The sequence below is a fragment of the uncultured Aquimarina sp. genome, from assembly GCF_947492965.1.
Taxonomy (GTDB): domain Bacteria; phylum Bacteroidota; class Bacteroidia; order Flavobacteriales; family Flavobacteriaceae; genus Aquimarina.
This window is the reverse complement of sequence record NZ_CANLOZ010000001.1, coordinates 33,169-53,815: the sequence shown is the minus strand read 5'-3', so window position 1 is coordinate 53,815 and position 20,647 is coordinate 33,169. Positions and strand designations below refer to the sequence as shown.

18 protein-coding genes are annotated in these 20,647 nt (G+C 33.8%); 10 read left to right on the top strand and 8 right to left on the bottom strand.

All coding sequences use genetic code 11. From position 1 onward, the window contains the following. The first annotated feature begins 60 nt into the window (after positions 1–60). Both Q1B37_RS00235 and Q1B37_RS00230 read left to right on the top strand, forming a co-directional pair. Positions 61–642, top strand: a complete 582-nt coding sequence (locus Q1B37_RS00235) for a hypothetical protein (RefSeq protein WP_299894132.1) — start codon at positions 61–63, stop codon at positions 640–642. A gap of 6 nt (positions 643–648) precedes the next feature. Further along, a complete protein-coding gene (locus Q1B37_RS00230) occupies positions 649–1,137 on the top strand; it encodes a nuclear transport factor 2 family protein (RefSeq protein ID WP_299894129.1) in 489 nt (162 codons plus the stop codon). Positions 1,138–1,141: 4 nt separating this feature from the next. Here the strand turns inward: Q1B37_RS00230 and Q1B37_RS00225 are convergent, their stop codons facing one another. From Q1B37_RS00225 to Q1B37_RS00200, 6 genes are all read right to left on the bottom strand, one after another. Next, a complete protein-coding gene (locus tag Q1B37_RS00225; protein ID WP_299894127.1) occupies positions 1,142–1,795 on the bottom strand; it encodes an HAD family hydrolase in 654 nt (217 codons plus the stop codon). A gap of 16 nt (positions 1,796–1,811) precedes the next feature. Next, entirely contained in the window at positions 1,812–4,220 is a 2,409-nt protein-coding gene (locus Q1B37_RS00220; protein ID WP_299894125.1) for a TonB-dependent receptor, read from the bottom strand. 3 nt (positions 4,221–4,223) lie between these two features. Continuing rightward, positions 4,224–4,943, bottom strand: coding sequence for a DNA repair protein RecO (gene recO / locus Q1B37_RS00215; RefSeq protein ID WP_299894123.1), 720 nt, complete (start codon positions 4,941–4,943; stop codon positions 4,224–4,226). Next, complete coding sequence (locus Q1B37_RS00210) at positions 4,943–7,222, bottom strand: two-component regulator propeller domain-containing protein (protein WP_299894120.1); 2,280 nt, start codon at positions 7,220–7,222, stop codon at positions 4,943–4,945. Before Q1B37_RS00210 ends, recO begins: the two co-directional genes overlap by 1 nt. A 123-nt stretch (positions 7,223–7,345) precedes the next feature. Next, on the bottom strand, positions 7,346–8,689 hold the full coding sequence (gdhA, locus tag Q1B37_RS00205; protein ID WP_299894117.1) for an NADP-specific glutamate dehydrogenase: 1,344 nt from the start codon (positions 8,687–8,689) through the stop codon (positions 7,346–7,348). Between the two features lie 103 nt (positions 8,690–8,792). Continuing rightward, positions 8,793–9,932, bottom strand: coding sequence for a cystathionine gamma-synthase (locus tag Q1B37_RS00200; RefSeq protein WP_299610810.1), 1,140 nt, complete (start codon positions 9,930–9,932; stop codon positions 8,793–8,795). A 162-nt stretch (positions 9,933–10,094) separates the two neighbouring features. Between Q1B37_RS00200 and Q1B37_RS00195 the strand changes: the two genes are divergently transcribed. After that, on the top strand, positions 10,095–10,874 hold the full coding sequence (locus Q1B37_RS00195) for a DUF3298 and DUF4163 domain-containing protein (RefSeq protein WP_299894114.1): 780 nt from the start codon (positions 10,095–10,097) through the stop codon (positions 10,872–10,874). On the opposite strand, the gene Q1B37_RS00190 is transcribed toward Q1B37_RS00195, so the two are convergent. Further along, the gene (locus tag Q1B37_RS00190; RefSeq protein WP_299894111.1) at positions 10,869–11,324 is read right to left on the bottom strand and encodes a DinB family protein; all 456 of its coding nucleotides are present in this window, start codon (positions 11,322–11,324) and stop codon (positions 10,869–10,871) included. The two genes, Q1B37_RS00195 and Q1B37_RS00190, sit on opposite strands and share 6 nt — an antisense overlap. A 112-nt stretch (positions 11,325–11,436) precedes the next feature. Between Q1B37_RS00190 and Q1B37_RS00185 the strand changes: the two genes are divergently transcribed. Further along, entirely contained in the window at positions 11,437–11,790 is a 354-nt protein-coding gene (locus Q1B37_RS00185) for an ArsC/Spx/MgsR family protein (protein ID WP_299894108.1), read from the top strand. Next, positions 11,783–12,676, top strand: a complete 894-nt coding sequence (locus Q1B37_RS00180) for a DMT family transporter (protein WP_299894105.1) — start codon at positions 11,783–11,785, stop codon at positions 12,674–12,676. The genes Q1B37_RS00185 and Q1B37_RS00180 overlap by 8 nt, the downstream gene beginning before the upstream one ends. Here the strand turns inward: Q1B37_RS00180 and Q1B37_RS00175 are convergent. Further along, on the bottom strand, positions 12,668–13,144 hold the full coding sequence (locus Q1B37_RS00175) for a thioesterase family protein (RefSeq protein ID WP_299894102.1): 477 nt from the start codon (positions 13,142–13,144) through the stop codon (positions 12,668–12,670). The genes Q1B37_RS00180 and Q1B37_RS00175 overlap by 9 nt on opposite strands. 154 nt (positions 13,145–13,298) lie before the next feature. On the opposite strand from Q1B37_RS00175, the gene Q1B37_RS00170 reads away from it, so the two are divergent. The 5 genes from Q1B37_RS00170 (at position 13,299) to Q1B37_RS00150 (ending at position 20,505) form a co-directional block, all read left to right on the top strand. Beyond that, entirely contained in the window at positions 13,299–14,300 is a 1,002-nt protein-coding gene (locus tag Q1B37_RS00170; RefSeq protein ID WP_299894098.1) for a bestrophin family protein, read from the top strand. Beyond that, positions 14,300–15,265 (top strand): alpha/beta fold hydrolase, encoded by a 966-nt coding sequence (locus tag Q1B37_RS00165; protein ID WP_299894096.1) that lies wholly within the window; start codon positions 14,300–14,302, stop codon positions 15,263–15,265. The genes Q1B37_RS00170 and Q1B37_RS00165 overlap by 1 nt, the downstream gene beginning before the upstream one ends. Positions 15,266–15,471: 206 nt before the next feature. Next, positions 15,472–19,101 carry a S8 family serine peptidase gene (locus Q1B37_RS00160; protein WP_299894094.1) on the top strand — a complete coding sequence of 1,210 codons (3,630 nt, stop codon included), beginning with the start codon at positions 15,472–15,474 and terminating at the stop codon, positions 19,099–19,101. Between the two features lie 104 nt (positions 19,102–19,205). Continuing rightward, positions 19,206–19,721 (top strand): GNAT family N-acetyltransferase, encoded by a 516-nt coding sequence (locus Q1B37_RS00155; RefSeq protein ID WP_299894091.1) that lies wholly within the window; start codon positions 19,206–19,208, stop codon positions 19,719–19,721. A 67-nt stretch (positions 19,722–19,788) separates the two neighbouring features. Then, entirely contained in the window at positions 19,789–20,505 is a 717-nt protein-coding gene (locus tag Q1B37_RS00150) for a phosphodiester glycosidase family protein (protein WP_299894088.1), read from the top strand. Positions 20,506–20,647: the final 142 nt, after the last annotated feature.

The following is a 20,647-nucleotide window of genomic DNA, read 5'->3' as shown; positions in this document are numbered from 1 at the left end:
CTTTTAATTTTTAGTTGCAACGATATTCCCTATTTTTGGTCTGTTATTGAAAATTACACGATGAGATTATTGCTTTCTACATTATGTATTCTTACTATATTCTGTACAGGATGCAAAAAAGAAAATTCCAACACTGCTCAGGAAGAAAAAGAAATTATCCAACTAGATAGTTTATCTAAAGAAAAGGCTACGGTTGATGTTTTAAAATTGTCTCCAGAAGCTTCTAAAGACTTAGAAAGTTTTGAAGATTTTCAAAATCTTAAAAACTTAGTTGTATCCATGAAAGAATCTAATCCCTTTTATGTTAGAAAATATGCTGATAGCATGAATTTAATGGTTGAAAATTTTAAAGAAAATATTTCTGCAGATCTTAAAGTAAATACCATTATTTCTCGTATCGCTGTTTTAGCTACAGAATCGGGTTTACTATTGCAACTAAGCGAAAATAAAAAACAAGATTCACAGAAATTAATAAATGCTAATATTAGACTAATTACCGCATACAATAGTCTGATAATACAGTTAAACGAATTATCTCTTGCCATTCCAGAAAATATCGAAAAAGAGCTATTAAGAGAGCGAGACATTCTAAGAGATTCTATTGCAAACCCTGAAGAAGACATTATTGAAATTGAAGAATAGTATACTATGAAAAAAAATATCCTTTATTTATTGCTTGTAGTTTCCTTTTGTGGTTTTGCCCAAGAAAAAGAGCAAATTAATACCATATTAGAACAATGGCATAAAGCTGCTGCCGATGCATCTTTTGACAACTATTTTTCACTAATGACAGAAGATGCTATATTTATTGGTACTGACCCTACAGAAAATTGGGATTTGACTTCATTTAAAGCTTTTTCAAAACCTTATTTTGACAAAGGGAAAGCGTGGAGTTTCAGTACGCTTGAACGAAATATTTTTGTTCAACCAAACTCCAATCTAGCATGGTTTGATGAATTATTAGACACCCAAATGGGTATTTGTAGAGGTAGTGGCGTTTTAGAGAAAACTAGCAAAGGATGGAAAGTTAAACATTATGTTCTTTCGATAGCGATACCAAATGAAAATGTAAAAGAAATTACCCTTCTTAAGAAAAGTTTTGACACTGAATTAATAAAAAAGCTAAGAGCGCAATAAGACCTTAAAACAACTCTTTACTAAACTCCACTAAATTTGGGTAATATTGCGTAGCTCCATTATCGATAAGCTTTCTCTTATTCTTGTCTCCTATTCCAACAAAATCTAAAGATAAGTTTTGTGCCGTTTTTAAATCCCACAGACCATCACCTAACGAAACGATATTTTCAAAATATCTTTTATCATAAAAAGATTTTGCCCTTTCTATAGCATCTTTCACAAATCCTTCCCTTGACTCATGTGTCTTAGAAGTAGCTAATAATCGCTCATCGCACCATATATCACATTGATTTAATTTCTGTAAGGCAGGTTTAGGTAACGCTCCTGTTGCAAAACAAAATGGAATATTGTCACCTCTAAGTCTATCTATCAATTCTTTTGCACCACTAATCTCCTTTACAGGATCAAAATCGTTCATTGCTGATATCAAGTTATCTTCAAATTTATCTAGTAAATCCTTAGGTACACTTTTATTAAAATTACGTTCATAATTGTAACGCAACGCATAACTATCAGTATGATGTTTATAATTATTGTAATCAGTATCTATATCAACAATTCCTAAAGCTTGCATCGCCTTAGTAACAGAAATCAAGTACATAGGAACGCTATCTGTAAGTGTTCCATCGATATCAAAAATGTATAATGTATCTTTCAAATATATATGCTTTAGTCTACAACGAATATTTTAAGGAAGCAATAAAATTTCTACCGGCACCAGCGATTCCAGAAGAATAAGGTCTGTATCGTTGATCAGTAATATTTTCAATAGTAAAAGTAGCCTGCAAACTCTTTGTAAATTGATACCTAGAGCGAACGTTTAGCGTATACCACGATGGCGAATAAGGATTTCCATTTTCGTCCAATGCATATAAAAAAGCATTATTTTGTTGTGAAGGTGCTAAGTCTTCAAAATCAAACTGACCGTTGTAAACTGCGGAAAAATCGATCATCCATTTATGATTATCATAGGTTAGATTGGTACTTCCAAATTGCGGAGCTACATGTCTAGATGGAGAAACTGATCCATCATCTAACTCTTCTTCTCCTCCTGTAAACGTATATTTTGCTGCTAGGTTTAAATTTTTAGCAAAATCATAACGAAACCCTGCCTCAAACCCATAAACTTGAGCATTCGCTGCATTTTGGATAGCTTGTACATTACTCAACTCTCCTCCAAACAAAATTTCTGTTTCGCCATTAAGAGAAAAATCTCTTCGTACCAAAGCATTATCCAATTGGGTATAATAAGTTGCTAAATCAATCTTGAAATTTTTGCCAACATTTGCAGTCAATCCTAGTTCCCCATTATACGCATACTCTGGCTCTAAATCTGGATTGGGAACCACTACTGATCCAGGTTCCGAATCAAAAATCTTACCCACATCATCAATATTAGGAGCTCTAAAAGCTGTAGAAAAGTTTAATTTCCAATGTAAAAGATCATTTGGAAGCCAACTAAAACCTGCCGTACCAGTAAAAGCTTCAGTATCCAAATTAGCTTCGGTGAATGGAAAATCAAAAAAAGTATCATCAAACTCCGAATACAGAATAATTCTATTGTAACGCAATCCACCTTGGAATCTTAATTTTTCACTTAGCTTACTTTTTAGACTTACATAAGCTGCAATAGATTGCCAAGTAGATCCATCAGGATATCTGGATGGCGCAGCCATTAACTCATTCGTAGAAATATTGAATTCTGAACCGTCAGAAGACACTTGATTTAAAATATACTCCAATCCATAATGCATGGTTGTTTTATCATTAAATATTTTTTCAAAATCAAGATTTGCAGAATAAGCATCCACATTTTCTTTTGTTCTTGACAAAATCACGTCTCCAAAATCTCTATCATTCCTACTCTCCTGAAAGTTTTGGTATGCAGCCGTGAATTTTAGTTTATTATAAAATGTATTTTTCCACTTGTAGGTTAATTGAAGGTTTCCCATCAACCATTTTTGCGGTCCATAAAACCACTCTGCAGACCTTAAATGATCGTCGCTACGTCTAATCAAACGATCGTATCTCGGATAATCAGATGTTGCTGTATAAATAAATCCTGCATTGACATCCCATCTTTCATTGGGAATGAAATGTATTTTTTGCAAAAAATTAATTTGATCATATCCTGTAGAAACCTGCGTCCTCGGATCATCATTTTGAACAACGGTATCAACCCCACTAATCGTTTCTACAAATTCAGTTCTTAAATAATCGTCTGGTCCATGACTTCCCATTTTTAGATCATCAAAATCCGTATAGCTTACACTTGTCAAAAAAGCCCATTTTTCTAATCCAATATTAAAGTCAACATGTCCAGTTTTCTCATTACTTGCGCTAGCATATCTCATGATAGCATTACCACTCAACTTATTTTTACCACTAATTGCAAACTTGGGTTGTGCCGTATAAAAATTCATAACACCTCCCACAGCATCACTACCATAAACGACCGATCCAGGCCCTAAAATAACTTCTGTACGATCTATTGTAAAAGGATCTACCGAAATTACATTTTGAACATTTCCCCCTCTAAAAATTGCATTATTCATTCGCACTCCGTCCACGGTAAGCAATAATCTATTAGTAGAAAAACCGCGTATAATTGGACTACCACCACCTAATTGACTTTTTTGTATAAATACTTGACCACTATTTTGTAATAAATCCGCAGATGTTTGAGGAGTAGAAAAAGCTATTTCATCAGAAGTAATACTAACAATTTTTTGAGTAACATCTTTCTTATCCTGCTCCCATTTAGAAACCGAAATAACCACTTCTGATAACTGGTTCTCGTCGATCTCCATATAAAACATATTCGAAGATGTAATTATATTTGCTTTCGTCGTTGTTGCCGTAATATGTGAGATATGCACAAAATACAACTTTTCATTTTCCAAAAAAGCCGAAACATCTGCTACTCCATCAAAATCAGTTATTGCTGTTTTTGATTTTGATTTGTTATGTATTGTAACACTAGGAATAGGCTGACCATTTGCTCTACTAAGTACAGTAATACTTTGAGAAGCACTTTCCTGTAAAAAAAGTAACGTGAATACAACAACAAAAAATAAACGCATTGTTTAACTAAAAATTTCGTTCAAAACCGAAAGTGATTTTGGTTTTTTAAAGCCGTGCAAATGTAGCTCAAAATATACTAATAACATCCCAAGAATCTCATTTCTTACTATTCTAGACATTTTAATATCCATACTTGCCTCAAATGTCGTGCCTAAAAATTCCTTGAATAAGGAAATCACATTTCCATCCATACAATAAATGTTTGATGTATCATTCTGAAAACACCCTTCTTGCATATTAAAAACATCCAAATGAATATTTGATATATCTGGATAAAAGCCCAAATATTGTGTAAGTTTTATTAAAAAAGAAATATGAAAATTACTAATATTATCGTTAGCATCTAACCATAGAAAAGTAGTCTCTAAATAATTAAAAAGTTCATCATTAACTTCTTCTTCCTGAATTGTATTCTTAAGTATTTCTGAAAGAAAAAAGACTAAAGAGTTTTTAATTAAATCTGTATGCAGCGAAGAATAAGGAGTTAGAATTCTTGCTTCTCGAATTCTCTCTAAATTTCCCTTATCTCTATGATTAGCTTCAATTTCTAATAAAGTCAAAGGTTGAAACAAAGATGATCTAATTTTACCTCGCTTAGATTTCAGAATTCCCTTTAATAGATACGATTTAAGACCACTAGTCTTCGTCAATAAAGAAACAATTAAATCACTTTCACTATATCGCAAAGAATGAATGACTATTGCAGATGTTTTTACAACCATTATCTGACTACCAATAGCTTAGAAACAGTAGTTTCTCCTTGATCTTCTCCCGTGACCAAAATTAGATACACACCAGAAGCCACTTTATGCCTACCAAAAGCAGTAGTGTCCCATTGTATACTACCTCCTTCGCTTATTTCCTCATGAACTAAATTACCTTCTATATCGGTAATTTTTACATTAGCCCTACTAGTTAATCCTCTTATAGTTACTTGTCCATTAAATCCGGGTCTCACAGGATTTGGAAAAGCCACAACATTGTCCAAATTATTTTCTGGCCCTGTTGCAGTACCTTTAAACTCTAACAAGCCTTTTTCTGTAGCAAAAAAGACAGATCCAGTAGAATCATCAACAGAAATATCTCGAACGTTATTGGTAGGTAAAGGAGAATTATCTGTGGTAAAATGAGCTAATGTTTCTTGCCCGTCTGATGAAAAATAAAATACCCCAGAAGATGCAGTCGCTACCCATTTATTATTAGAACCATCTGCCTCTATATCCGTAATAGTCTCATCGAACAACAATTCCTGAGGCACACCTTCATCATCCAAAATAATGATTTGACTTGCCTGCGGATTACTTTGTTGAAAAACTCCTGAAGGATTAAACAAAACTCTTATCCCTCTAAAGGTACCGATCCATAATTGATTATTTCTATCTATTTCTAATGCTAATACATAATCACTAGGAATATTTGATCCTTCAGCTTCTCCTGATAACTGAACTTGATTACCAGTATCGGGATTATAACCAATAACTCCAGAATTCCAACCGCCAATAAAAAGGTTTCCATCTCTATCTATTACAGTATCAGAAAATCCAAGATTCCCTAAAGGATCCGAAATTATACCACTTAAATCAACATTTAAGGTTTGTGTAGCACCAGGCGAAAATCTTTTGAGACCATCATCTACTCTAGAATTATTAACCCACAAATTACCGTCATTATCAAAAACGGAACCGTTGAGGAATACAAAATCAGAATTATCTGGTATAAATGATTCGAACCCACTATTTACATCATTAAATAAATTAGTAACTACATTATTATTGACTTCTATCAACCCACTGCTCAAACTACTTATAAAAACCTGATCTTCATTATTTGGATTTATGGTAATATGAGACAAAGATGTTGCCCCCAACACTTCATCTCTAGAAATATTAAACCAACCATCTGCTGTAAGTTTACTGATCCCTCTTCTTTGTAATGGAAATGGGTTAAAATTCACATCATACTGACCAAACACCACCCATAAATTATTATTCAACGCTTCGATTCCAAAAGTAAAATTACTCAAAGGCCCTTCTGGAGAAACTAATGTTTTTGTATTTGGATTACTTAATTCAAGTTCTAGTAATCCTCTAGTATTTGTACCTAGATACACCTCATTATTGATAGTTAAAGCAGTGTTCAGTTCAAAACTATCTTCTGTAGTACTCGTTATGGATGCGGTTTCAGAAAAGTTTGTATCTAGAACCAGTGCACTATCTGCTAGCGAAATTGTTAAATTTCCAGAATCCGCATACATATCTCTAATTGGAGAAGGTGCGGTAAATACAGTAGTAAGTACATTATTTTCTAAGCTTTGAACTAGATCCAAGTTTTGATGGACCAAAATCTGATTATTGAAAATTACTATATCTCTAAAACTCCCGGGAATTGGATTAGCCCACTGGTTAAAATCTACCAGATTGGGATTGGTCACATCCGCTGAAAATATTCCATTATTCAATGTAGTAGCGTATATAGAATTTTCTGCAACAATTGTACCTGTAACGTTAATTTGGGAACCTCCTGGACCAATAAAGAAGGTATCTCCAAACTCTATTCTTTCCAAGTTAAATTCTACAATACCAAATTCTGTAGAAATATAAAGTTTATCATCATTTTCGAAAAAATGATTAATTCTTTTTTCTGTAGGTGGAATTGTGGGTTGATCCACTATATCGATAAAAGTTCTAACTTCATCATCTAATATCAATTCTAATAAACCATTATCATACCCTACTACAGTAATATCGTAAGTGGAACTATGATAAATGGAAGATATAGTTTCTCCAGACAATCCATTAATTGTAGAAAATGTCTCTGAGGTTCTGGTCTCAGTATCAAAAATAAAAACCGAATTTTCTGAAGCTGTATAAACACGATCTTCGGCAGCATATATATCATTAATCTCAAAATAAGAATAATGTCCAGTCCATTGATTACTGAAATCTTGAGAAAAAAGAAATAATGGGAAAATTAGAAATATTGATAGTCTGAGATACTGCATAATTTCTGAGTGCTATTTACTCTGCTTTGATAACATGCTAAAATACTAATTATTGCTTTTAGATAATGAAAAAGCCGTTCTAATATTATAAGAACGGCTTCTATAGTATGGATTATTATTAATTTATACTACTCCTTGTGCCAACATAGCATCCGCAACTTTTACAAAACCTGCGATATTAGCTCCTTTTACATAATCAACATATCCATCTTCCTGAGTTCCATATTCTAAACATGAAGAGTGAATATCTTTCATTATTTGCTTCAATTTTTCGTCTACTTCTTCGCGCGTCCAATTATATCTCAAGGAATTCTGAGTCATTTCTAATCCAGATGTCGCTACTCCTCCAGCATTTGAAGCTTTCCCAGGCGCAAAGAATATTTTTGCCTTATGAAAAGCAGCAATAGCTTCAGGTGTACTTGGCATGTTTGCTCCTTCGCTGATACAGATACAACCATTTGCGATTAATTGCTCTGCTTCATCACCATCAAGTTCGTTTTGTGTAGCACAAGGAAGTGCAACATCACATTTTACACTCCATGGTCTTTCTCCTTTGTGAAATTCTGCAGAAGGATATTTATCTACATACTCACTGATTCTTCCTCTTTTTACATTTTTCAGCTCCATAACAAAAGCCAATTTCTCTTCGTCGATACCATCCTTGTCATAAATATAACCTGATGAATCCGACAAAGTAACAACCTTTGCTCCTAACTGAGTAGCCTTTTCTGTAGCATACTGGGCTACATTTCCAGATCCAGAAACTGTAACTACCTTTCCTTCAAAAGAATCATTCTTTGTAGCTAACATATTTTGTGCAAAATACACAGCTCCATACCCTGTTGCTTCAGGTCTTATCAATGATCCTCCCCAAGTAATTCCTTTACCTGTAAGTACTCCCGTAAATTCATTACGTATTTTACGATACATACCGAATAAGAATCCTATTTCGCGACCTCCTACTCCAATGTCTCCAGCAGGAACATCGGTATCAGGCCCAATATGTCTACAAAGCTCACTCATGAAACTATGACAAAAACGCATAATTTCATCATCAGACTTTCCTTTAGGATCAAAATCGGAACCTCCTTTTCCACCTCCCATAGGAAGTGTGGTTAAGCTATTTTTAAATACTTGTTCAAAAGCAAGAAACTTAAGTATACTTAGATTTACCGAAGGATGAAAACGCAATCCTCCTTTATAAGGACCTATTGCAGAGTTCATTTGAATTCGATATCCTCTATTTACGTGTATCTCTCCTTTATCATCTACCCATGGTACACGAAACATAATCGCTCTCTCAGGTTCCACCATTCTTAAAAGAATGTTTTTTCCATTATATATTTCTTGTGTAGCGATATACGGTATTACAGTTTCTGCAACTTCTTGAACCGCTTGTAAGAACTCAGGCTCATGCGAGTTACGAGCTCTTACTTCTTCCATAAATGCATCTATTTTTGCTTGCATATGTTAATAGGATTAAAAGATTCTTATTTAATGGTTAATTTAACTTGTCAAATATATCATATTATCAAAATAATACCTATATTTTTTTGAATTTAATAACTAGTTAACCTATAGCCTGTTCTAAATCCGCAATTAAATCATCTACATCCTCTATTCCCACACTCAATCTAATTAAAGAATCTACAACACCAGTTTTTTCGCGTTCCTCTTTCGGAATAGATGCATGTGTCATACTTGCTGGGTGACCTGCTAGACTCTCAACACCACCAAGAGATTCTGCTAGTGTGAAAATCTTAAGGTTCTCCACGATTTTTATCGCTTCATCATAATTACTATCCTTAGTTACAAATGATATCATTCCACCAAAACCATCCATTTGCGCTTTGGCAACTTCATGGTTTGGATGATCCTCAAATCCTGGCCAGTACACTTTTTCTATTTTAGGATGTTTCTTTAAATAATGTGCAATTGCCTCACCATTTTCACAATGACGTTGCATACGAACGTGTAATGTTTTTATACCTCTTAAAGCTAAAAAACTATCCTGAGGTCCACAAACAGCACCACTTGCATTTTGAATAAAATACAAACGTTCAGCAATTTCATCATCTTTTACGATCAAAGCACCCATAACCAAATCACTATGCCCTCCAATATATTTCGTTGCACTATGCATTACAATATCAGCTCCAAGATCCAAAGGTCTTTGTAAATAAGGAGTAGCAAACGTATTATCCACCGCCAATAGTAAATCATTCTTTTTAGAAATCGCAGCAATAGCTTTGATATCTATAATATTCATCATTGGGTTTGTTGGTGTCTCTACCCAAATTAACTTAGTGTTTTCATTTACATAATTCTCTATAGCATCGGCATTTTCCATTCCAATAAAATGAAATTTGATTCCGAAATCTTCAAATATCTTTGTAAACAACCTATAAGTACCTCCATACAAATCATTTGTAGAGATCACTTCGTCACCTGGCTTTAGTAATTTAATTACAGCATCAATAGCTGCTAATCCAGATCCAAATGCTAAACCATGCTTTCCATTTTCTATACTTGCAAATGCATTCTCCAACGCCTTTCTTGTAGGATTATGTGTTCTACTATATTCAAAACCTTTATGTCCTCCTGGTGTAGTCTGGGCATAAGTAGAGGTTTGGTATATTGGTGGCATCACTGCTCCGTATGCTGGATCATGCTCCTGACCTCCGTGTATTGTTTTTGTATTAAATTTCACTAGTTTCGATTTTTATAATATTTCTTAATTTTTTGACGTTTCTTTAATCAAATTTTACTTTTTAGAGTCGAAAAAATCAACTTGAATAGTAATATGTTAAAAAACTGAACAAATGTATGATTTAATTCGTTCTAATCATATTTCAATGAATACCTTTAGTAGATGATTAACAGAAAAACTAACACTCCAATAAAGTTCATTTTCCTATTAGTAATTCTATCTTATTTCTATAGTTGTGAAAAACATGAACCACTACGTTTTCAGAAAAAAACAATAAGTATAGAAACCTACTTTGATTGTGAAAACACAGACTGCGTAATTACTGAAGTTTTACTTTTAGAATCTATAAGTGAAAACGATCTGTCGGAAAAGATAAACAAGCGAATTGAAAAAGCCGCTTGTGATGCTTTAAATATTGAAGATGACAACAAAGTTGATAATATTGAAAACGCATTAAAAAGCTTTAATAGTTCATATCTAGAAATGAAAAAAGAATTTCCAGATGAAATTATTCCTTATGAGGCTAGTATCAATTGCGACATTAGTTTTCAAAATGAAAATATGCTATCCGTTCTTATAGAATCTTATATTTTTACTGGAGGTGCACATGGTAGTGGTAATTCTAATTACCTAAATATCGATCTTAAAACGGGTGACATCATAAACAACGAAGGATTTATAAAAGATGATAAAGGTTTTAAAGATTTTGCAGAAAAGGTATTTAGAGAAACTCACAATATCCCTAAAAACGAATCTATCAATAGCACTGGATATTTTTTTGAGAATGACACTTTTCATTTACCATCCACTATTGGATTTACAGAGGAACATATTATACTTCTATACAATCAATATGAAGTTAGCTCTTATGCAGAAGGTCCTATTGAAATAAAATTAAGTAAAGAGAAAGCGTTAGCCTATTTAAATAAAAACGTATTATAATGACTTTTTTAGTGCTAAAATATACCCAAGATGTATTCCTTCATGAAAATTATTAAAACTCATAGCATCTTCTGTAGATTTTAAAACAAAACCTGTACTAGTTGGATATTCCTGATATTCTTTAAAAATAGAAGCTTCAATATCCTTTTCAGTTTGATCCAATGTACTAAACATTAACTCTTTTACTTTTTCAACTTCTGCCTGATCTACAAAACCCTCTGTTTTAGTTCCTTTTCTATACTTTAAAACCAATTCATCATCAATCATCATTGGTAGACCACTAAGTTTGTATACTAATAACTGCTGTGTTACCACTACATGAGCTATATTCCATATCAAATTATTCTTGAATCCTTCAGGAACTTTATTAAGATCTTCTAATGAATAATTATCCATAATTTTGGACATTAATCTTCTATTAGTTCTGGTAATTTCTAATTGATCTTTCATTGCTTCTTTTTAAATGTAATGATGATGTTCTTAATTTTTAGCCAAAAATATAAGTTTTCATCGTGAAATGAATTTCCTTTGTATGGATTTTGACATTTTAACTATTTTTCTCGTGAAAAAAATATACCATCTATCCACTTGTGACACTTGTAAACGAATTTTAAAAGAATTAAACCCTTCTTCAGATTTTGTTTTACAAGACATTAAAAGTGAAGCTATTACTCAATCTCAACTAGAAGAAATGAAATCACTTTCTGGAACGTATGAATCTCTGTTTAGCAAAAGAGCAAGACTTTATAAAGAAAGAGATTTAAAAAATAAGACTCTTTCAGAGAACGATTACAAAGACTTAATTCTAGAACATTACACCTTCTTAAAACGTCCGGTGATTATATATGACAACCAAATTTTTATTGGAAATAGTAAAAAAGTGGTTGAAGCAGCAAATAAGCAGATTAATGAATAAAAGAACCATAGCACTATTAGCTGCTTTTGGGGCAAGTTTGATTTACGCCATCAACCATACATTGGCTAAAGGTGTTATGCCTACCTACATTAAACCTTTTGGGTTTATCTTTCTTAGAGTTATAGGAGCCACTTTACTTTTTTGGCTTGCCTCTATATGGGTGCCAAAACAAAAAATTGATCGATCCGATTGGTTAAGAATTTTTGGATGTGCAATTTTTGGGATGGCTATTAATATGTTGATGTTTTTCAAAGGTCTACAACTATCAACTCCTATTAATAGTTCGGTAATGATTACCATAGCGCCAATTTTGGTATTTATCTTATCTGCCATTTTTCTGAATGAAAAAATCACCTGGTTACGATCTATTGGAATTTTATTAGGCTTCTCGGGCGCATTAGGACTTATACTATTTGGAGCCGAAGTACGACAAGACGCACCTAATATTCCATTAGGAAACGCCCTGTTTATAGTCAATGCCGCTTCTTACGCAATTTATCTTGTAATGGTAAAACCATTAACGGCTAAATATCATGCTATCACCTTAATGAAATGGTTTTTCTTATTAGGTGTTATTATTAATTTCCCTATTACGATTTCAGAATTTAATGAAGTTCAATGGACATCACTACCTTATGATGGTATTTGGAAAATGGTATTTGTAGTAATAGGAACCACCTTTTTTACTTACCTGCTAAATGTATTTGCTTTAAAAACTTTAAAAGCGTCTACAATTGGCGCTTTCATATATCTACAACCATTATTAGCCATAAGTTTTGCCATGGCAATGGGAGCAGATTCCTTAAAACTGATTCAAATAATAGCTGCAATACTAGTTTTTGTAGGAGTCTACCTAGTTACTAAAAAACCCAAAAAACTAACTTAAATCAGTTGGGATTTTGGCAAACTTTCGTGTGTCCTCTTTCGTAAGTATTTTAAAGCTATCTGGACGCTCTACTTTATCCATAAATTCGCGCATTTCTTCAGGAAGTGGAATTAATTTACGTGTTTTCAAATCTAACCAAGCCCCCATCATTTCACATCTTGCAAAATTTCTTCCTTTGTAATCATAAAAGTTATGCAAGAATTCAAAAAACTTTCCATCTTCACTCATACCTACAAGTTCCAAAGAAACTCTAACGGGTCTTCCATAAAAAACTTCTTTGAAATAATAGATGTGTTCATAAAAAACAACAGGACCTATATTAAGCTTACCTAAGAGTCTTTGATCAAAACCTAGCTCAGATAAAAATGTCATTCTGGTATGCGCAGCATATTCTATATACGCCTTATTTGCTAAATGACGATTAGCATCAATATCATTCCATCGAATTTCGAACTCTTTTAAATACATACTTAAGATTTTATTGGGTCAAAAATACAAAACAGATAATATGCTTGCATAATAAACTTTAGTTAATATTATCTCCCAACATTGAACTAGATTTTTAAATATTTCTATTTTGAAAACCAACGAGGTCTTCTTACTTTAGAACAAAAAATCACACATGTATATCAAACGTAATATTGGTTGGGGACTTATTTTAAGATTTGCATGGAAAAATCTACTCTTCTTTATCCTCTATACCGCAAGTATTTTCTCTCTCTATTATTTTTTTGACTTACAATTTATAGACATCCCCTTTCAACCATTATCTGTCATTGGTATTGCTGTAGCTTTTTATATTGGTTTTAAAAACAGTCAGAGTTATGATAGATTCTGGGAAGGAAGAAAAATTTGGGGAGGTATTGTAAATTATAGCAGAACTTGGGCAAATCAGGTTTTGAGCTTAGTAGACGATTCTCCAGAAACCAAGAGAATATTAATATATCGTCATATCGCTTGGATCAACGCCTTACGAATCCAACTAAGACAACCCTCTTCTTTTTCGATGAAAGAAAATGCCTCGGTAGAACGTTTACTTCAAAAACATGGAGAGCGAAATCCTGCTTGTGATGCCACTAAAAGTTTTGTTTCTGAAGAAGAATACAACGACCTTCTAAAAAGAAAAAATGCAGCGACTCATCTTGTAAAAAATCAGGGACTGCATCTAAAAAAGTTATTGAGTTCAGAAAAAATAAGCCCATTTGATAACCAGCTGTTACATGGTGTATTAGAAGAATTGTATAACTTACAAGGTAAATGTGAACGTATAAAAAACACCCCTTTTCCTAGACAATATGCATATTTCAGTACTGTTTTTACTTGGATCTTCGTATTACTATTACCCTTTGGATTATTAAATGTTTTTGAAAGTGAACTTGGTGATATGTCGCAACATTTACAGCCTTGGTTTATCTTTTTAATGATTCCTTTATCGGTACTAATTTCTTGGATATTTACTACGATGGAAAAAGTAGGTAGTAATAGTGAAGACCCCTTTGAAGGAAGAGTGAACGATGTTCCTATGACAGCATTATGTAGAACTATAGAGATAGACTTACGAGATATGTTGGATGAAACCAATCTGCCCGAAAAAGTACAACCAAAGGATAATATTTTATACTAATGCCTTTAGTCACCTCAAACTACAAACCATCATATTTTTTCCGAAATGGTCATTTTTCCACCATCTATCCTAATCTGGTTAGAACAGTAAAAGGTATAGAACAAAATCGAGAAAGAGTAGAACTAAAAGACGGAGATTTTATCGATATCGATTGGAGCTATTCTAGTGATCCCAGATCTAAAGGAAAAGTAGCTGTTTTGGTCCATGGACTAGAAGGAAACGCACAAAGGCAATATATCCTAGGTCTTGCGAAACATTTTGTCAAAAACCAATGGAATGTAGCTGCCATAAATCTTAGAAATTGTAGCGGTGAAGTAAATAGATTATACCAATCCTATAATGCTGGAGTAAGTGATGATCTTGCTGCTATTATATCTCATATTACAGAGAAAGACTATCATGCTATCTCTATATGCGGATTTAGTCTAGGCGGCAATATCACATTAAAATATTTAGGAGAAAGAAAAATACCTAAACAAGTAAAATCTGCTGTGGCTGTATCCGTACCTTGTGATCTTTATAACTCACTAAATGAAATTAACAAACCTAGAAACTTTATATACCAGCAACGTTTTATTCAGAGTCTAAAAAAGAAGTTGTTAGAAAGGCAACAAGTATTTCCAAATGAAATTAGTATATCCGATATCAAAGCTTGTAGCTCCCTTATAGATATCGACAATTTATACACAAGTGTTGCTCATGGCTATGTGGATGCTATTGATTATTATACTAAGTGTAGTAGCAATCAATTTTTAAAAGACATTTCCATCCCTACTCTAATCATCAATGCTAAAAATGACACTTTTCTAGGAACTACTTGTTATCCGCACAATGAAGCTCAAAGAAATTCAGACCTCTATTTAGAAACCCCAGATTTTGGAGGTCATGTAGGTTTTTATATGCCTTCGGGAATTTTTTACAATGAGTATAGAGCTATAGAATTTGTGCAAAAATCACTAGATTAAATAGTTAAGTTATTACTTTTTGTAATCCTTTACCTACTTACTGAATAAATGAAACAAACGTTAACTCTTTGTTAAGGTTTTGTATAGTCATTATTAAACCCTTTATCGAAAATCTTTTGCCAATTAGGAATAATTTAAGAGTTTTGGCTGTTTCTCAGATAAATCATCAGAGAAATTTAATTAAAGCTAACTCAAACTCAATAAAAATGAAAAAAAGTTACAAAAACCTTATTGGGGTTTTTGGCACTATGCCAAAAAGGTTTGGAAAACTTCGAACTCTCGCGTTTTCCACAATGTTTCTTCTTTCTGCTGGAGCATTTGCTCAAACACCAGCACAAAAGTCAAAAATTATGCAGAGTAGTAATTTGTCGGAACTTAACAAGTTACAAGTGCAAAATGCTGAAAAAGCTGCTATTCAAAAGAAAGAAGCTATTCAGGCTGCAAAACAAAATGGATGGCCTGTTCAAACCACTCTTAAAAACGGAAGTTTTGCAGAATTACAAAAAATTGCTGAAGATGGCACTCCTATTTATTACGTAACCTATAACGTGGATGCCGCTGAATCAACAAGAACAAATCATCTTAATTCTGGAGGTTCTTTAGGATTAAACTTAGATGGTCAGAACATGACGGCTCACGTTTGGGACGGTGGTCATGCTAGAGCATCTCACCAAGAATATGATGGGCCTGGAGGTAACAATCGTGTTACTATCCAAGATGCTGCATCTGAAGGTGGAACTCAATTAAACTTCCACGCTGCGCACGTAACAGGAACCATTATGGCTTCTGGTGTTCAAGCTGCGGCAAAAGGAATGGCACCTCAGGCAAGAGTAGATGGATATATGTGGAACAACGATGTTGCAGAAGCTACCAGCGCTGCAGCGAATGGAATGATTATTTCTAACCACTCTTACGGATTTAGAGGAGATCTTGTACCTGATCAATATTTTGGTGCTTATATAGATACTTCTAGAGATTGGGATGAAGTAATGTTTAACGCTCCTTTCTATCTAATGGTTGTAGCTGCAGGTAACGATGGTAACCAAAATGGTTACAACGGTCAACCGCTAGATGGGAATTCTTCTTATGATAAACTTACTGGACATTCTACTTCTAAAAATAATTTAGTTGTTGCAAATGCTCAAGATGCTAATATCGCTTCTGATGGTAGTTTAAATAGTGTTTCTATTAACTCTTCAAGTAGTGAAGGACCAACCGATGATTATCGTATCAAACCAGATATTACTGGAAATGGTACTGGAGTTTATTCTACTTACGAAAGTAGTAATACAGCATATGCTAGTATTACGGGTACTTCTATGGCATCTCCAAATGTTGCTGGATCATTGTTATTATTACAACAACATTATGACAATACAAATGGTAACCTGATGAGAGCTGCTACTTTAAAAGGTTTAGCTCTACATACTGCAGATGATGCTGGACCTTCTGGTCCTGACGCTGTTTACGGTTGGGGATTATTAAATGCTAAAAGAGCTGCTGAGACTATCACCTATGCAGGAAACGAAACAAAAATTGAAGAATTAACTTTAAACAGTGGACAGACGTACACAATTACTGTTGATTCTGACGGAACTAATCCGTTAATGGCTTCTATTTCTTGGACTGATAGACCAGGTACGGCAGTTACAGCTACCAACTCTAATAATGCAGTATTAGTAAATGATCTTGATATTAGAGTAACCCAAGGATCTACTACATTCCAACCATATAGATTAACAAGCATAACTACTAACGGAACAGGTGACAATACTGTAGATCCATTCGAAAGAATTGATGTAGGTAGTGCTTCTGGAACATATACAATTACAGTAACTCACAAAGGGTCATTAACAGGAGGAAGCCAAAACTTCTCTCTAATTGTAACTGGATTAACTGGAACTCCAGTAGTTTGTAACGCTACGGTTCCTTCTGGAGTTGGAGCATCGAATATCTCTTATGATAGTGCTACTATCAACTGGACATCAGTACCAGCGGCTACTTATGATGTTAGATATAGAGTAGCAGGAACTTCTTCTTGGACAACATTAAGTGATGTAAGTGGTACTTCTACCGCTCTAAGTGGATTAACTCAATTAACTTCATATGAAGTGCAAGTAAGAAGTAAGTGTTCTGATGGCACTACATCTTCCTATAGCAGTACAGCAAGCTTTACTACTACAGAATTCCAATTGACATATTGTGATTCTAACGGAAATAGTGTTGCAGACGAATATATTAGTAGAGTTCAATTAGGAACTATAGATAACGCGTCTGGTGCTGGAAGTGGTGGATATTCAGATTTTACTTCTGTTGCTACTGGATTAGCAAAAGGTGATTCTTACACAATTACTGTAACTCCTACTTGGACAGGAACAGTATATAGTGAAGGATATAGTGTTTGGATTGATTACAACCAAGATGGTGACTTTACAGACTCTGGAGAACAGGTATGGACACAAAGTGCTACACAAACAACTCCTGTAAGTGGAAGTTTTACTGTGCCAAGTGGTGCTGCAGACGGAAATACGAGAATGCGTGTATCTATGAAATATAATGGAGTGCCTACTTCTTGTGAATCTTTCCAATATGGTGAAGTAGAAGATTACACTGTTACTATAGGTGGCGCAACTGCTGATACTCAGGCTCCAACTGCACCAACTAGTTTATCTGCATCTAATGTAGAAGAAACCACTCTAACATTGAGCTGGAATGCATCCACTGATAATGTAGGTGTTACTGAATACGATGTTTATCAAGGAAGTAGTGTTATCGGTTCTACCTCAAATACTACTGCAAATGTAACAGGGCTTACCGCTAATACTTCTTACTCTTTTAGCGTACGTGCAAAAGATGCTGCTGGAAATGTATCAGGAGCAAGTAATACAGTAAATGTTACGACAACTGGTGGAGGTTCTGGAAGTGGATGTACCTCAGGAATTTCTTCCTTCCCATATAGTGAAGGATTCGAAAACACCATAGGAGATTGGACACAATCTACAGCAGATGACCTTAATTGGACTGTTGATGCTAATGGTACTCCATCCAGCAGTACAGGACCGTCTTCTGCTACTCAAGGATCTTACTATATTTATGTGGAAGCTTCAGGAAATGGAACAGGTTATCCAAGCAAACAAGCTATCATTACTTCTCCATGCTTTGATTTAAGTGGACTTAGCCAAGCTAATTTCTCATTCGCTTATCACATGTATGGAGCTTCAGATATGGGTAGTATCGCTGTTGAAGCAAGTACAGATGAAGGAGCTACATGGACTAGTATCTGGAGCGAAACAGGAAATCAAGGAAATTCTTGGCAAACAGCTACTATTGATCTTGCATCTTATGTAGGTGGAGGAGTTCAGTTACGATTTAACCGAATTACTGGTAGTACTTGGCAAGCAGATATCGCTATTGACAATGTATCTTTAAGTGATTCTAGCGGACCAGTGGACCAATGTGCTGGTGTACCTGAATGGAGTTCTAGTCAAACTTATCAAGTAGGTGATAAAGTTACATATCAAGGTAACTTATACGAAAGAACTGCTACAGGATGGACGAATTTAGGACCTTGTGGAACAACATCATCATTTGCAACAACATCTGATGATCTAGTTGGACCACCATTAGGATTATCTCTATATCCAAACCCTGTAACAGGATCAACTCTTAATGTTCATAACGGTAAATCAGGTTCTCAAAACTATATCATTTATAATATGCTTGGACAAACAGTTCTAAAAGGAACTTTCTCCAACACTATAAATGTTCAAAATCTTGAAGCAGGTGTATACATGCTACAAGTAAACACTCAAAAAGCTCGTTTTATCGTAGAATAAAAATTATAGATAGATAACCTTAATTTTTATAAAAAAGCCCAGAAACTTTCGTTTCTGGGCTTTTTGTATATTACCATTCTTGATATCAAAACTTCTTAGCATACATGAAACACTTTGAGACCGATAGATTATTATTAACACCCTCAGGTATTGGGGACGCTTCGTTTTATTTAGAACTTCTAAATACACCGAAGTGGTTACAAAACATTGGTGATCGCAATGTAAAATCTATTGAAGATTCAAAAACTTATATAGAACAAAAAATGCTCCCACAATTAGAAAGACTTGGGTTTTCGAATTATACGGTGATACGAAAATCAGACAACATAAAACTTGGTTGTTGCGGTCTCTATGACCGAGAAGGAATTGACGGATTTGACATAGGTTTTGCATTTCTACCAGCATATGAAAAAATGGGCTACGCTTATGAAAGTGCTTTTAAACTAAAAGAAGTTGCTATTACACAATTTAAAATAAAAAAAATCAGCGCTATTACAATTCCAGAAAATAAATCCTCTCAGAAGTTATTGGAAAAACTAGACTTCAATTTCATAAAAATCATTACAATTCCCAATGACAATGAAAAATTAATGTTATATGAATACAAAACTAGCTCATAGCATCATATCATACCTATAAAACATTACCAATGTACAATTATGTGCTGTGGTTCCATATTTCATAACTATGAAAAATAAATATTCACTTCTTGTTTTAATATATTTTATCTACATAGGTTTCAGCTACTCGCAAAAAACCAATAATGATACAAAATTCATAAGTTATGAAGTTGATCTAAAGAATCAACAATTACATTTCTTTTGGAAAAATAAAAACAATAAAAATTATGAAAGTTTTCAGAAGCTTAAGAAAGCCCTAAATGATGATGGCAAGGAACTCGTTTTTGCTATGAATGGAGGAATGTATAAGAAAGACTTATCTCCACAAGGATTGTATATAGAAAATAATATTATAAAATCACCACTAGATACTATTCAAAATGCATATGGCAACTTTTATCTACAACCAAATGGAATTTTCTATATTACCCATAATACCCCACATATTGTAACTACCAAAAACTTCTCTTTTGAAAAGAACATAATCTATGCCACCCAATCAGGTCCTATGTTACTGATAGAAGGAAAAGTTCATGAGAAATTTAACCAAGGATCACCAAATGTTCATATTAGGAACGGAGTTGGAATATTACCAAACGGTAATTTATTATTTGCAATGTCCAAAGAAAAAATAAATTTTTATGACTTCGCTTCCTTCTTTAAGGAGAAAGGTTGCAAGAATGCGCTATATTTAGATGGTTTTGTGTCAAAAACCTACTTGCCCGCTAAAAGCTGGGAACAACTAGAAGGCAACTTTGGTGTCATTATCGCAGAAATCAAATAACTTTAAATATAAAAAACCTGTTAAGCTCTATAGACTAACAGGTTTTTTATATTCATCGCGACTTGGGGAGGTTGCGATTTGTTAACAACAAAAAATCACATAACAAAAAGGAAAACCTTTTGTTAAAACAAAAATACTTTTT

Coding starts and splice junctions, on each gene's coding strand:
- Q1B37_RS00235 (WP_299894132.1), top strand. CDS start 61: ATGAGATTATTGCTTTCTACATTATGTATTCTTACTATATTCTGTACA.
- Q1B37_RS00230 (WP_299894129.1), top strand. CDS start 649: ATGAAAAAAAATATCCTTTATTTATTGCTTGTAGTTTCCTTTTGTGGT.
- Q1B37_RS00220 (WP_299894125.1), bottom strand. CDS start 4,220: ATGCGTTTATTTTTTGTTGTTGTATTCACGTTACTTTTTTTACAGGAA.
- recO (WP_299894123.1), bottom strand. CDS start 4,943: ATGGTTGTAAAAACATCTGCAATAGTCATTCATTCTTTGCGATATAGT.
- Q1B37_RS00210 (WP_299894120.1), bottom strand. CDS start 7,222: ATGCAGTATCTCAGACTATCAATATTTCTAATTTTCCCATTATTTCTT.
- gdhA (WP_299894117.1), bottom strand. CDS start 8,689: ATGCAAGCAAAAATAGATGCATTTATGGAAGAAGTAAGAGCTCGTAAC.
- Q1B37_RS00195 (WP_299894114.1), top strand. CDS start 10,095: ATGATTAACAGAAAAACTAACACTCCAATAAAGTTCATTTTCCTATTA.
- Q1B37_RS00190 (WP_299894111.1), bottom strand. CDS start 11,324: ATGAAAGATCAATTAGAAATTACCAGAACTAATAGAAGATTAATGTCC.
- Q1B37_RS00180 (WP_299894105.1), top strand. CDS start 11,783: ATGAATAAAAGAACCATAGCACTATTAGCTGCTTTTGGGGCAAGTTTG.
- Q1B37_RS00175 (WP_299894102.1), bottom strand. CDS start 13,144: ATGTATTTAAAAGAGTTCGAAATTCGATGGAATGATATTGATGCTAAT.
- Q1B37_RS00170 (WP_299894098.1), top strand. CDS start 13,299: ATGTATATCAAACGTAATATTGGTTGGGGACTTATTTTAAGATTTGCA.
- Q1B37_RS00165 (WP_299894096.1), top strand. CDS start 14,300: ATGCCTTTAGTCACCTCAAACTACAAACCATCATATTTTTTCCGAAAT.
- Q1B37_RS00160 (WP_299894094.1), top strand. CDS start 15,472: ATGAAAAAAAGTTACAAAAACCTTATTGGGGTTTTTGGCACTATGCCA.
- Q1B37_RS00155 (WP_299894091.1), top strand. CDS start 19,206: ATGAAACACTTTGAGACCGATAGATTATTATTAACACCCTCAGGTATT.
- Q1B37_RS00150 (WP_299894088.1), top strand. CDS start 19,789: ATGAAAAATAAATATTCACTTCTTGTTTTAATATATTTTATCTACATA.